This is a genomic window from Pseudomonas sp. R151218B TE3479, from assembly GCF_053629195.1.
The window spans coordinates 3,246,007-3,258,831 of record NZ_JBRJHV010000001.1; the positions used below are offsets into that span (position 1 = coordinate 3,246,007).

Here is a 12,825-nt window from a genome sequence, read left to right on the forward strand (position 1 = left end):
TTAGCGGGTTTCGTTGAACAGTTCGCGGCCGATCAACATCCGACGAATCTCACTGGTGCCGGCACCGATTTCGTACAGCTTGGCGTCACGCAGCAGACGACCAGCGGGGAATTCATTGATGTAGCCGTTGCCGCCCAGAATCTGGATGGCGTCGAGGGCCATTTGCGTGGCGCGTTCGGCGCTGTAGAGGATCACCCCGGCGGCGTCCTTGCGGGTGGTTTCACCGCGCTCGCAAGCCTGGGCCACCGCATACAGGTAGGCGCGGCTGGCGTTGAGCTGGGTGTACATGTCCGCGACCTTGCCCTGGATCAGCTGGAATTCGCCGATGCTCTGGCCGAACTGTTTGCGGTCGTGGATGTAGGGCACGATCAGGTCCATGCAGGCCTGCATGATCCCGGTCGGGCCGCCCGAGAGCACCACGCGCTCATAGTCGAGGCCACTCATCAGGACTCTCACGCCACCGTTGAGCGTGCCGAGGATGTTTTCTTCCGGCACTTCGACGTCATCGAAAAACAGCTCGCACGTGTTGGAGCCGCGCATGCCGAGCTTGTCGAATTTGTTGCTGCGGCTGAAACCTTTCCAGTCGCGCTCGACGATGAAGGCGGTGATGCCGTGAGGACCCTTTTCCAGGTCGGTCTTGGCGTAGATCACGTAGGTGTTGGCATCGGGACCGTTGGTGATCCAGGTCTTGCTGCCGTTGAGCACGTAACGGTCGCCACGCTTGTCGGCTCGCAGTTTCATCGAAACCACGTCGGAGCCGGCGTTCGGTTCGCTCATCGCCAGGGCGCCGACGTGTTCGCCGCTGATCAGCTTGGGCAGGTACTTGGTTTTCTGTTCGTGATTGCCGTTGCGGTTGATCTGGTTCACGCAGAGGTTGGAATGGGCACCGTAGGAGAGGGCGACCGAGGCCGAGCCGCGGCTGATTTCTTCCATCGCCACCACGTGGGCCAGATAGCCCAGGCCAGCGCCGCCGTATTCTTCCGGTACGGTGATGCCCAGCAGGCCCATGTCACCGAACTTGCGCCACATGTCGGCGGGAAACAGGTTGTCGATATCGATCTGCGCTGCCCGGGGGGCCAGCTCGGCCTTGACGAAGGCCTGCACCTGATCGCGCAACATGTCGATGGTTTCGCCGAGGGCAAAGTTCAGGGATGGATAACTCATGGGACACCTTTGGCTTTTTTATGGGGTGCGGAGAGCGGGGAGTGGTTCTCACCTTTACGTTAACGTAAGCCTGAGGCGAGACGCTGTCAATCGCCCTTTACGTTAACGTCAACTTGGGCCAGAGTAAGTGCCCACCAAGGCATGTTGTTGCATCAGGTTACCGCTACACCCACTAATAAAGACAAGAGGGGGCGTCATGGATCAACCCGGTTCGCATTCGCAGCTCAGCTATACCCGTGGTTCCGTAGCCAAGGCCTTGCTGGCCCAAACCATCGGCGAGGTTTTCGACCAGACGGTGGCCCGTTATCCGGAGGGCGAGGCGTTGGTGGTTCGTCATCAATCGCTACGCTATACCTGGCAACAACTGGCTGAGGCCGTCGATCTGCATGCCCGAGCCTTGTTGGCGCTAGGCTTGAAAACCGGTGATCGTCTCGGCGTGTGGGCGCCCAATTGCGCCCAGTGGTGTATCAGCCAGTTCGCCAGTGCGAAGCTCGGCGTGATTCTGGTCAACATCAATCCGGCCTATCGCGTTTCCGAACTCGAATACGTGCTCAAACAATCCGGATGCCAATGGCTGGTGTGCGCCGGCGCGTTCAAGACCTCGGATTATCACGCCATGCTGCAAGCGCTGGCGCCGGAGCTGGCAGAGCAATCGATCGGCCAGATGCAGAGCGAGCGCCTGCCGGAGTTGCGCGGTGTGATCAGCCTCGATTCCCAGCCACCGTCAGGCTTCCTGCCCTGGTCGCAACTGGCCGCCCTGGGGGCGGCGGTGACGCCTGGACAACTGGCCGAGCGCCAATCCAGCCTGCGGTTCGATCAGCCGGTGAATATCCAGTACACCTCCGGCACCACGGGCTTTCCCAAAGGCGCAACCCTCAGCCATCACAACATTCTCAACAACGGGTACATGGTTGGCGAAAGCCTGGGCCTGACGGCTGGTGACCGGCTGGTTATCCCGGTGCCGCTCTACCATTGCTTCGGCATGGTCATGGGTAACCTGGGCTGCATGACCCATGGCAGCACCATGATCTACCCCAACGATGCCTTCGACCCGTTGCTGACGCTCAAGGCCGTGGCCGAGGAAAAAGCCACTGCGTTGTATGGCGTGCCCACGATGTTCATTGCCCTGCTGGACCAGCCGCAGCGGGGCGAATACGACCTGTCCAGCCTGCGCACCGGCATCATGGCCGGGGCCACCTGTCCCATCGAAGTGATGCGACGGGTCATCAACGAAATGCACATGGCCGAAGTGCAGATTGCCTACGGCATGACGGAAACCAGCCCGGTGTCGTTGCAGACCGGGCCTTCAGACGAACTGGAACTGCGTGTAACCACCGTCGGCCGCACCCAGCCGCAACTGGAAAGCAAGATTATCGATGAGGCGGGCAATCTCGTTCCGCGTGGCGCTGTCGGCGAATTGTGTACCCGTGGCTACAGCGTGATGCTCGGCTACTGGAACAACCCCAAGGGCACCGCCGATGCCATCGACCGGGATGGCTGGATGCACACCGGCGACTTGGCGACCATGGATGAGCAGGGCTACGTCTGCATCGTCGGGCGTAACAAGGACATGATCATCCGTGGCGGGGAGAATATTTACCCGCGTGAGCTGGAGGAGTTCTTCTTCACCCATCCGGCGGTGGCAGATGTGCAAGTGATCGGCATCCCGTGTTCACGCTATGGCGAAGAAATCGTGGCGTGGATCAAGTTTCATCCTGGCCACAGCACCACCGAGCAAGAGCTGCAAGCCTGGTGCAAGGAGCGCATCGCCCACTTCAAGACGCCACGACATTTCAAATTCGTCGAAGAGTTTCCAATGACCGTGACCGGCAAGGTCCAGAAATTTCGCATGCGCGAGATCAGTATCGAAGAACTGCGCGATAGCGACGGCTGAGGTATATCTGTGGGAGCGGGCTTGCTCGCGAAGACGGCGGCATGGTCAACATTTATGTCGCTTGGTACACCGCTTTCGCGAGCAAGCCCGCTCCCACAAGAAAATCCAAACGGTAGAAAGCACAAAGGGGAGCCGAAGCTCCCCTTTAATTTTGTCGTCGCGTGCTCTTTTTTATTATTGAGGGGCGGCCTGTTGTTGTTTTTAGTAGCCGTGGCCCTTTACCACTGTTTTTGGCGATCCCCATCCGGGATCAAGAGCAAACGTATTTTTTTGAGCGCTGATCTGCTTTTTCGCCTCGCGATCCAACCGATTCGGGAGCTACCTGAAGGTAGTTTTATTGTTCTCTGCCCGGTTGCGGGTTGCTTCTGGAAGCACCCTGAAAAGCACATCTTCTCCAAAAAAATCTGTTAGCTGCGTCTCTGCCGTGTTGTTTTTGTTATGTCAGAGTCGTTTCGTCTTGTTTTTATTGGGTTTGCTGCGTTTTTTTTATTCTTGTTATGCAAGAGATATAGCAGGTGGCGTGCCAACTTTTTAAAATCTATATAAATCAAGTGGTTGCGATTTTTGGCTAAAAAGTATGACCGACCAAACCTGACAAATTGTTTCCGTGTTACTCGTTTCGCCGCTGTTACAAAGCCGGCGGTAACACCTCACTGTGCGTTGCGGGCCTTGGCCACGCGCGAACCGCTCGGGCGGCCGAGCACATCACAAATCTGCCGGCCCGCGGCGATCAGTGCGTCCAGGTCGACACCGGTTTCGATACCCAACCCATCGAGCAGGTACAGCACGTCTTCGGTGGCGACGTTACCGCTGGCGCCCTTGGCGTAAGGACAGCCGCCAAGGCCGGCGATGGAGCTGTCGAACACCGCGATGCCTTCCAGCAGGCTGGCGTAGACATTGGCCATGGCCTGGCCGTAGGTATCGTGGAAGTGTCCAGCGAGTTTGTCCCGGGGTACCTCGGCGCCCACCACTTCGAATAGCCTGCGTGTGGCGCCAGCGGTACCTGTGCCGATGGTGTCGCCCAGGGATACCTCGTAGCAGCCCATCGCATACAGCTCCCGGGCGACCCACGCCACCTGCTCAGGCTTGACCGCCCCTTCATAGGGGCAACCCAGCACGCAGGACACGTAGCCGCGCACACTGACACCGTGCTGTTTTGCGGCCTCCATGATCGGCGCGAAGCGCTCCAGGCTTTCCTTGATGGAGCAGTTGATGTTGCGCTGGGAAAACGCTTCGGACGCGGCGGCGAATACCGCCACCTCTTTCACGCCCGCCGCCAGTGCATCTTCAAACCCCCGCAGGTTCGGCGCCAGGGCGCCATAGGTCACACCCGGCTTGCGCTGGATCTGCGCGAACACCTCGGCGGACCCGGCCATTTGCGGCACCCACTTGGGCGAGACAAAACTGCCGACCTCGATGTAACCCAGGCCGGCGGCGCTCAGGGCATCCACCAGGCGCACCTTGTCGGCGACGCTGATGGGTTGTGCTTCGTTCTGCAGCCCGTCGCGGGGGCCGACTTCGATCAAGCGTACAAAGGAGGGGAGGGACATGGGGATTGACCTGTAGTGAGTTGCCAATATGTCGAGCGCGATGATGAACCCATTGTGGGAGCGAGCTTGCTCGCGATAGCGGTGGATCAGCTTGCATTGATGTTGAATGTGCCGCCATCGCGAGCAAGCTCGCTCCCACAGGGAGAGTGTTACTGGACGATTTCCTCGCCCTCGATCGTCTGCTCCAACGCCTGGATGCAGCGTTCTTCGGCGGTGTCGAGTTCCAGCTTCATCTGTTCGATGTCCAGCAATTGCTGTTCGAGCTGTTCACGGCGCTCGGCGATTTTCGCCAGCATGCTGTGCAACTGTTTCTGATTGCCGCTGGAGGGGTCGTAGAGTTCGATCAACTCGCGGCACTCGGCCAGGGAAAAACCAATGCGCTTGCCGCGCAGGATCAGCTTCAGGCTGACCTTGTCCCGCGGCGAATAAATGCGCTCCTGGCCCCGTCGCTCAGGGCTCAACAGGCCTTGTTCTTCATAGAAACGGATGGCCCGGGTGGTGATGTCCAATTCGCGGGCGAGGTCGGAGATGCTGTAGGTCTGGCTGCTCATGGAAGCGCTCGAAACGAAAGGGGCTGGCGCTAAGCTAAAGGCAGGTTGACGTTCGCGTCAAGCAATGGGGGTCCGCACACAAAACCTGTGGGAGCGAGCTTGCTCGCGATGGCGTCGGACCAGTCGCCATTGATATTGGCAGGTCTACCGCTATCGCGAGCAAGCTCGCTCCCACAGTTCTGATGTTTTAAACCTGATCGAGCTTCTTCTCATGGGCCGTCACCTGTTGGCACAGCTCGATCATCTGCTCGCGCATCCAGCGGTTGGCCGGGTCCTGGTCGGTGCTTTCGTGCCAGTAGAGATGGGTCTCCACCGGCGGCACGTCGTTGACCGGGAGCAGGAAGGCATGCAAATCGTGACGCCGTGCAAAGCGCTCGGGGACGGTCATGACCATGTCGGTCTGCTGCAGCACCTGGGAGGCCATCAGGTAATGCTGGGAACGCAGGGCGATCTTGCGCTGGATGCCCATCTTGCCAAGGGCCAGGTCGACGTAACCCAGTCCGTTGCGGCGGCTGGAAATGTGCACGTGGGTCTGGGCCAGGTAATCATCGAGGTTGATCTTTTCCTTGCCCGCCAGCGGATGGCCCTTGCGCATGGCGCACACGTAGCGATCTTCCATCAACTTGACGTGGCGCACCTGTGGGTCGGTGTTGAGCGGCGCGTCCACGGCGAAGTCAAGGCGGCCTGCGGCCAGTTCCTTGGTGGTTTCACGACGCTTGGACAGGAAGCTCTCGATCGCCACGGTTGGCGCCAGTCGGCGCAAGCGCTGGAACAGCAGCGGCAGGATCACGCCTTCGGTGAGGTCGGTCATGCTGATGCGGTAGGTCTTGACGGCCTGCAGCGGGTTGAAGATCCGGCTTTCCTGTACCGACACCCGCAGCAACGACAAGGCGTTGCGCACCGGGCCGATGATGTTCTGGGCCATGGGCGTCGGCACCATCCCTTGGGCGGTGCGCACGAAGAGCGGGTCGTTGAAGGTCTCGCGCAGACGCGCCAGGGCATTGGACACGGCTGGCTGAGTGATGCCGACGATCTGCCCGGCGCGGGTCAGGTTGGCTTCGGTGTAGATCGCATCGAAGACAATGAAAAGGTTGAGGTCGACCTTGCTCAGATTCATGGCGCTGCACTCTTGTTCTTGGGCTTGTTGTGAGGTGCCGGGTGGCGATGCGAATCAGTGAAACATATATCGGTGATGAATGTTAATACACGCCGAGAATAGGTTAGGTAAATTTTCGTAGCTGAACTAGCATCGATTTCATGACCTAAAACAACCTCTGCCAAGAAGGTGCTGCTCATGGATTTTGCCTATTCCCCCAAGGTTCAGGAACTGCGTGAACGCGTCACGGCGTTCATGGACGCCTACGTCTACCCGGCCGAAGCGGTGTTCGAACGACAAGTGGCCGAGGGCGACCGCTGGCAACCCACGGCTATCATGGAAGAGCTCAAGGCCAAGGCTAAGGCAGAAGGCCTGTGGAACCTGTTTCTGCCGGAATCCGAGCTGGGCGCCGGCCTGACCAATCTGGAATATGCGCCGCTGGCAGAGATCATGGGGCGCTCGCTGCTGGGGCCGGAGCCGTTCAACTGCTCGGCGCCGGACACCGGTAACATGGAAGTGCTGGTGCGCTACGCCAACGAAGAACAGAAGCAACGCTGGCTCGAGCCGCTGTTGCGCGGCGAGATTCGTTCGGCCTTTGCCATGACCGAGCCGGACGTGGCCTCTTCGGACGCCACCAACATGGCTGCCCGCGCCGAGCGTGACGGCGACCAGTGGGTGATCAACGGCAAGAAATGGTGGACCTCGGGCGCCTGCGACCCGCGCTGCAAGATCCTGATCTTCATGGGCCTGAGCAACCCCGATGCGCCGCGCCATGCCCAGCATTCGATGATCCTGGTCCCGGTGGACACCCCCGGGGTCAAGATCGTCCGACCGTTACCGGTGTTTGGCTACGACGATGCGCCTCACGGGCATGCCGAAGTGCTGTTCGACAACGTGCGAGTGCCGTACGAAAACGTCCTGCTGGGCGAAGGTCGCGGTTTTGAAATAGCCCAGGGTCGACTCGGCCCAGGCCGGATTCACCACTGCATGCGTTCCATCGGCATGGCCGAGCGCGCACTGGAATTGATGTGCAAGCGTGCCATCAGTCGCACCGCTTTCGGCCAGCCGTTGGCGCGCCTGGGCGGTAACATCGATAAGATCGCCGACTCGCGGATGGAGATCGACATGGCGCGCCTGCTGACGTTGAAGGCGGCGTACATGATGGACACCGTCGGCAATAAAGTGGCCAAGAGTGAAATCGCCCAGATCAAGGTCGTCGCGCCGAACGTGGCCTTGAAGGTCATCGACCGGGCGATCCAGATCCACGGTGGCGCCGGGGTTTCCAACGATTTCCCGCTGGCCTACATGTACGCCATGCAGCGCACCCTGCGCCTGGCCGACGGCCCGGATGAAGTCCACCGCGCCGCCATCGGCAAGTTCGAGATCGGCAAGTACGTGCCCAAGGAGATGTTGCGTAGCGGCCGCTGAAGGCCTGTTTCACCCTGGCAACGCCATCGCGCTCACAAAAATCCCCTGTGGGAGCGAGCCTGCTCGCGATGGCGTTGGCACATCCAACACTCGTGCAAGCTGAAGCACCGCTATCGCGAGCAAGCTCGCTCCCACTGGGAGTGTGGGGTGTGCCCGAGATAGACGTCGCACCGCAAACCCTGTGGGAGCGAGCTTGCTCGCGATGGCGGTTTCCAGGACAGTGAGCCTTACTCCTTGACGCTCATGTACTCCTCGGCCCAACGGATGTAGTCCTCGGGCTGGGTGTAGGTGTGGGTCAGTTCGGTGGCGCTGAGGTCCGACGCCTGGGTGAAGATCTGCCGTTGTTCGCGAAGGCTGTCATAGGTGGCCTTGATCGCGGCGAAGTAGGCGCCGTGGCCATCGATGGTCACGCGTACGCCCAGGTCGGCCAGGCGCTTGTCGTCGCGCAGCAGTGGATTGCCGTAGGTGACAAGCATCAACGGCACCGTCAGGTTTTCACTGATTTTTTCCAGATGATCGAAGTCTTGCACGCCCACCATGCAAATCCCGTCGGCCCCGGCACGCTCATATTGCTGGGTCCGGCTGATGATTTCCTGGACCGGCAAGATCCCGGCGTTGGTCCGGGCGATGATCGCCATTTCCGGATCGACGCGTGCCTCCAGCGCTGCCCGAATCTTGCCGACGCCTTCGGCTACACCGATCAGGTCGGTGGATTTACGTCCGAACTGGGCCGGCAGCAAGGTGTCTTCGATGGTCAGCGCCGCGACGCCGGCCCGTTCCAGTTCGATGATGGTGCGCATCACGTTCAGGGCATTGCCGTAGCCATGATCGGCGTCGGCAATGACCGGCAACTGGGCCACGCGACCGATACGGGTGGCCTGTTCGGCAAATTCGCTGAGGGTGATCAGGGCGAAGTCCGGCGCGCCCAATACTTGCAACGACGCGACCGAGCCTCCCAGGATGCCTACTTCAAAACCCAAGTCGGCGGCGATGCGCGCTGACATCGGGTCAAACACCGAGGCGGTGTGGTAGCAGGTCTTGGAAGCCAGCAGTTGACGAAAGTTACGACGCAAATCTTGATGGGAAAGCCTGGACATATGAGTTCCACCAATGGAATGGAAAGGCTTGAACAAAAGTGTCAACGCCGAAAGAGCCAAAGGCTATCACGTGGCAAGCGTAAAGATGATGACGAATGTGTATGGGCGATGCTTTGGCTGCATGGGAAAAGGTCGTCAACCCGGTAAGTCTGCGGCCAGCGAAAGCGTCCTTTGTGTATCGCTCTGTCTGCACTCTTCACCCTGGAGCGGTTTCTTATTCTTTTGCAGCGGTAGGTCGTAGAGTATCTCGCGGGTGATAGTGGTATAGCTGTCACCGCTGTAGCCAACGGCATGTATCTCGAAGTCGTGGCTGTGGTTCAAGGTTATAGATGAACGTTTCTGCGCTTTTGGCAGGGCGATGGGACCGGCCGCCGGGCGGCGGTGATCGGATATCGATGTACGAGGCGCGAGAAAGGCTATGCCGCCACTGCCTGCTGCCCCTGCTTGAGCAGCGCCACGGCGCGCACCGTATCACCCGGTTGCACCTGCAGGCGTTTGGCGGTGAGGCGATCGACGAGCAGGCTGTGGCCATGCAAGTGTGCGCGGGCGCTGGTGACGCGGCAGTTTTCCAGACGCCTGTTGTGGATCAGCCACACCGGCGCCCGTTCGTCCGGGGTGCCAATGGCCAGGGTCAGCGCCTGGCTGTCGCGTACGCTGCGGATTTTCGACACCGGCGCTTCGATCACCGGGCCGCCGTCGAAAATGTCGATGTAGCCCCTATGGCTGAAACCTTCGGCACTGAGGATCTTCAGGGCCGGTTCGGTGTTCGGGTGAGCCTTGCCGATCACCGCCTGGGCCTGTTCGGTAAGCAGGCAGGTGTACAGCGGCTGGCGTGGCATCAGCTCGGCGATGAACGACTTGTTGCCCATCCCGGACAACTGGTCGGCATAGCTGAAATCCTTCTGGAAAAAATGCCGTCCCAGGCTGTCCCAGAACGGCGAACAGCCTTGTTCGTCGGCATGGCCCCGCAGCTCGGCAATGAGTTTTTCGCCGAACAGCTGGGAAAACTCGGCCACGAACAGCAGGCGCGCCAGGGACAGCAGGCGTCCGTTGTACCCGTGGCGTTGCTCGGGGTGCAGGAACAACGAGCAGATTTCCGATTGCCCGGACATCTCGTTGTTGAGAAACAGCGTCGGGATCTGCCGCTGGATTCCCAACTCCGGCGCCGAGCTGACCGTGACCCCGACCCGATAGTTGTACCAGGGCTCACGCAGTCCCACCGCCCCGGTCAGGGCGCTGATCCCCACCACCTGCCGATCATCGTCTTCGAGCACGAACAGGTAGTCGGCGTCGGCACGTTCGACTTGGCCGGCGAAGGTCCGCTGGGCCCAGCGAATGCGGTGGGCCAGACGCTCTTCGTTGGCCGGCAGGCTGGTGAACCCCGGGCCCGCGCAACGGGCCAGGTCCAGCAAGGCAGGCAGATCGGTGATGGCCACCGGACGGACAATCATGATGCAGCTCCTTCATCGTGTCGGTCCAAACGTCGGTGCAGGCCATGGGATCGAGTGAGGTTCATAGGGCAATCACCCGGATCCGCGCGCCATCCTGAATGTCCAGGGCCGTCAGCATGGCGGGCGATAGGTCCACAGGGCCGTCGGCGCCGACGTCCAGCTCGGCGACGATGGCCCGGTAGTTGCCAAGGCGCTCGTTGCTCACCAGGTAAAGGCCCCGTGCGTCGATCTGCGGGCTCTGCCTGGCCGTAGTGGTGCGACTCTGGGTGATGGAGCGGATATTAGCGATACGGGCATGCAAGGTCGGCCCGCCGTCGAAGATGTCGACGTAGCTATTGGTCTCGAAACCTTCGCGCTCGAGGATGTCGAAGGCTTCCTGGCCGTCGGGATGCACCCGGCCGATGCAGGCCTGGGCTGCGGGCGGCAGCATGGGCACGTAGATCGGGTACTGCGGCATCAGCTCGGCGAGAAAGGTCCGGCTTTGCAAGCCACACAACCGTTCGGCTTCGACGTAGGGCAGGTCGAAGAAATGCTGGCCGATGGCGTCCCAGAAGGGTGACTGGCCGTCTTCGCTGCTGAAGCCGACGATTTCGGTGATGACCGATTCGGCAAAACGCTGGGGGTGGGCGGCGATGAACATCAGCCGGGCCCGGGACAGCAGCTCTGATTCCGGCGTGCGCACCCGTTCGGCGTCGATGTGGAAGCCACGCAGCAATGTTTGCCCGTTGAGGTCCTGGCACAGTGACAACGCGGGTACGCCGTGCTGGATGTTCAATTCCCGGGATTCGCTGGAAAACGGCCGGTTGCGCAGGCTGTAGAACGGTTCGTTGCAACCGGTGCTGGAGAGGATTTCCGAACAACCGACCAGGCGCCCGGATTCCAGGTCCTGCAAGACGAAAAAGTAATTCTCCGCCCCCGGCCCTTGCGCATCGGCTGCGAACGAGGCGCACGAGTCGAGGATTTTTTCCTCCAGCCGCCGGGTATCGTCCGGCAGCGACGTGACGCCCACCAGGCTGTCACGGGCCAGTTGTTGCAGTTGCGGCAGATCGGCTATTTGAACTGGACGTAAGGCCAGCATGGATTGCACTCCTGTTCCCAGAGAGCCCGGTAACCGGCACCGGGCTTGACGATCACTGTCGATGTCCACGCGTTACAGCCACGGCTGGCCGAACCCTTCGACCGCCGCTTTTCATTGACCCGCCGGATCGGGCAGGACGGTACGACTGCCGAATTTGTTGAGCAGGCACAGATAGACCACACCCGCGGCGATCCAGATCAGGCCGAGTTTCTGCGCGGCCACGCCCATGTTGTACATGATGGCCGCGACGATCACGAAGCCCACCAGCGGGCAGATCAAGTGACGAATTAATTGGCCGGACCGCTGGCGGCGCCAGTAATGGTTGATGACCGTGATGTGCAGCAACATGAAGCCGCTCAGGGCGCCGAAGTTGACCAGGGAGGTCAGGGTGTCCACGGCGTTGATGAACAGGTAGCAGATCAGCAACGACAGCACCGCCACCAGGTAGATGCTCATGTAGGGGGTGTTGTGTTTCGGATGGACCTTGGCCAGCACCATGGGCAACTGGCCGTCCCGGGCCATGCCGAACAACAGGCGCGACACCGCTGCCTGGGAGGTGATCGCCACCGCTACGCCCCAGGCCAGGGCGGTGGCCACCGCGGTCAAGGTGGCCAGCCAACTGCCGGCCGCCAATTCGGCGATTTCATAGAAGGCGGTATCGGCGGACTTGAAGCCCATGCCGGCCGCCAGATCGGTGGCGATCCAGGTCTGCACCACGAAAATCGCCCCCATCACCAGCAAGGTCACCAAGGCAGCCTTACCGACGCTGCGGCCCGGGTCGCCCTTGATTTCTTCGGCCAGGGTGGAAATGGCGTCGAAGCCCAGGAACGACAGGACCGCGATGGACACGGCTTGCATCAGCAGGGCGAAGTTGAAGTGTTCCGGGCTGTACAGCGGCGCCAGGGTCAGTTGGCCGTGACCGGCCCCACCGTGCAGGGCAGTCCAGGCGTAGAACAGGAAAATCCCCAGCACCACCAACTGTGCCAGCAGGAAAATGATATTCATCCGTGCGGTGAACGTGATACCCCGCAGGTTGACGAAGGTCGCGCTCACCAGGAATGCCAGGATGAAACCGACCTTGGGAATGTCCGGGTACAAATGGTTCAGCGCCATGGCGGCGTAGACATAGAGCAGCGGCGGGATCAGCAGGTAGTCCAGCAGCATCAGCCAGCCAGCGATGAACCCGACGTGTGGGTTAAGGCCTCGTTGCGCGTAGGAATAGACCGAACCCGCCACCGGAAACGCCCGGGCCATGCTGCCGTAGCTCAAGGCGGTAAACAGCATCGCCACCATACCGATGATGTACGCCAGCGGCACCATCCCCGGTGCCTCGGCGTTGACGTAGCCAAACACGCCGAACGGTGCGATGGGGATCATGAAAATCATCCCGTATACCACCAGGTCTGTCAGCGACAGGCCGCGTTTCAATTCCTGTTTGTAGCCAAATGCCTCAATGCTCATGAGCCGTTTTCCTTTTCAGCTGTGTGGGTTGCGCTTGCTTGCTGTCTGTCGCTGG

General features: G+C 60.6%; 10 protein-coding genes. 2 read left to right on the top strand and 8 right to left on the bottom strand.

The genetic code is table 11. The features are described 5' to 3' along the window. Nucleotides 1-1,164, bottom strand: coding sequence for an isovaleryl-CoA dehydrogenase (locus AB7M32_RS14455; RefSeq protein ID WP_454250292.1), 1,164 nt, complete (start codon nucleotides 1,162-1,164; stop codon nucleotides 1-3). Nucleotides 1,165-1,360: 196 nt separating this feature from the next. On the opposite strand from AB7M32_RS14455, the gene AB7M32_RS14460 reads away from it, so the two are divergent. Continuing rightward, nucleotides 1,361-3,058, top strand: a complete 1,698-nt coding sequence (locus tag AB7M32_RS14460) for an AMP-binding protein (protein WP_454250293.1) — start codon at nucleotides 1,361-1,363, stop codon at nucleotides 3,056-3,058. A 650-nt stretch (nucleotides 3,059-3,708) separates the two neighbouring features. On the opposite strand, the gene AB7M32_RS14465 is transcribed toward AB7M32_RS14460, so the two are convergent. The 3 genes from AB7M32_RS14465 to AB7M32_RS14475 form a co-directional block, all read right to left on the bottom strand. Further along, nucleotides 3,709-4,608 (bottom strand): hydroxymethylglutaryl-CoA lyase, encoded by a 900-nt coding sequence (locus AB7M32_RS14465; protein WP_072405325.1) that lies wholly within the window; start codon nucleotides 4,606-4,608, stop codon nucleotides 3,709-3,711. A gap of 149 nt (nucleotides 4,609-4,757) precedes the next feature. Next, nucleotides 4,758-5,159: a MerR family transcriptional regulator gene (locus AB7M32_RS14470; RefSeq protein ID WP_072405324.1), complete on the bottom strand. Its 402-nt coding sequence runs from the start codon at nucleotides 5,157-5,159 to the stop codon at nucleotides 4,758-4,760. A gap of 187 nt (nucleotides 5,160-5,346) precedes the next feature. Continuing rightward, nucleotides 5,347-6,276, bottom strand: coding sequence for a LysR family transcriptional regulator (locus AB7M32_RS14475; protein WP_072405323.1), 930 nt, complete (start codon nucleotides 6,274-6,276; stop codon nucleotides 5,347-5,349). 177 nt (nucleotides 6,277-6,453) lie between these two features. Here AB7M32_RS14475 and AB7M32_RS14480 point away from each other — a divergent pair, with 177 nt between their 5' ends. Continuing rightward, nucleotides 6,454-7,683 (top strand): acyl-CoA dehydrogenase, encoded by a 1,230-nt coding sequence (locus tag AB7M32_RS14480; protein WP_434656871.1) that lies wholly within the window; start codon nucleotides 6,454-6,456, stop codon nucleotides 7,681-7,683. Between the two features lie 227 nt (nucleotides 7,684-7,910). Here the strand turns inward: AB7M32_RS14480 and AB7M32_RS14485 are convergent, their stop codons facing one another. From AB7M32_RS14485 to AB7M32_RS14500, 4 genes are all read right to left on the bottom strand, one after another. After that, nucleotides 7,911-8,780, bottom strand: coding sequence for an isocitrate lyase/PEP mutase family protein (locus AB7M32_RS14485; RefSeq protein WP_060738292.1), 870 nt, complete (start codon nucleotides 8,778-8,780; stop codon nucleotides 7,911-7,913). Nucleotides 8,781-9,196: 416 nt separating this feature from the next. Then, nucleotides 9,197-10,231: an arginine N-succinyltransferase gene (gene astA / locus AB7M32_RS14490; RefSeq protein WP_454250294.1), complete on the bottom strand. Its 1,035-nt coding sequence runs from the start codon at nucleotides 10,229-10,231 to the stop codon at nucleotides 9,197-9,199. A 61-nt stretch (nucleotides 10,232-10,292) separates the two neighbouring features. Further along, entirely contained in the window at nucleotides 10,293-11,309 is a 1,017-nt protein-coding gene (locus AB7M32_RS14495; protein ID WP_454250295.1) for an arginine N-succinyltransferase, read from the bottom strand. A 111-nt stretch (nucleotides 11,310-11,420) separates the two neighbouring features. Continuing rightward, the gene (locus AB7M32_RS14500) at nucleotides 11,421-12,770 is read right to left on the bottom strand and encodes an APC family permease (protein WP_454250296.1); all 1,350 of its coding nucleotides are present in this window, start codon (nucleotides 12,768-12,770) and stop codon (nucleotides 11,421-11,423) included. Between the last annotated feature and the right edge of the window lie 55 nt (nucleotides 12,771-12,825).

What these genes read in the sequence shown, in the direction of transcription:
- AB7M32_RS14470 (WP_072405324.1), bottom strand. Translation starts at nt 5,159, where the DNA reads ATGAGCAGCCAGACCTACAGCATCTCCGACCTCGCCCGCGAATTGGAC.
- astA (WP_454250294.1), bottom strand. Translation starts at nt 10,231, where the DNA reads ATGATTGTCCGTCCGGTGGCCATCACCGATCTGCCTGCCTTGCTGGAC.
- AB7M32_RS14500 (WP_454250296.1), bottom strand. Translation starts at nt 12,770, where the DNA reads ATGAGCATTGAGGCATTTGGCTACAAACAGGAATTGAAACGCGGCCTG.
- AB7M32_RS14495 (WP_454250295.1), bottom strand. Translation starts at nt 11,309, where the DNA reads ATGCTGGCCTTACGTCCAGTTCAAATAGCCGATCTGCCGCAACTGCAA.
- AB7M32_RS14455 (WP_454250292.1), bottom strand. Translation starts at nt 1,164, where the DNA reads ATGAGTTATCCATCCCTGAACTTTGCCCTCGGCGAAACCATCGACATG.
- AB7M32_RS14475 (WP_072405323.1), bottom strand. Translation starts at nt 6,276, where the DNA reads ATGAATCTGAGCAAGGTCGACCTCAACCTTTTCATTGTCTTCGATGCG.
- AB7M32_RS14485 (WP_060738292.1), bottom strand. Translation starts at nt 8,780, where the DNA reads ATGTCCAGGCTTTCCCATCAAGATTTGCGTCGTAACTTTCGTCAACTG.
- AB7M32_RS14465 (WP_072405325.1), bottom strand. Translation starts at nt 4,608, where the DNA reads ATGTCCCTCCCCTCCTTTGTACGCTTGATCGAAGTCGGCCCCCGCGAC.
- AB7M32_RS14480 (WP_434656871.1), top strand. Translation starts at nt 6,454, where the DNA reads ATGGATTTTGCCTATTCCCCCAAGGTTCAGGAACTGCGTGAACGCGTC.
- AB7M32_RS14460 (WP_454250293.1), top strand. Translation starts at nt 1,361, where the DNA reads ATGGATCAACCCGGTTCGCATTCGCAGCTCAGCTATACCCGTGGTTCC.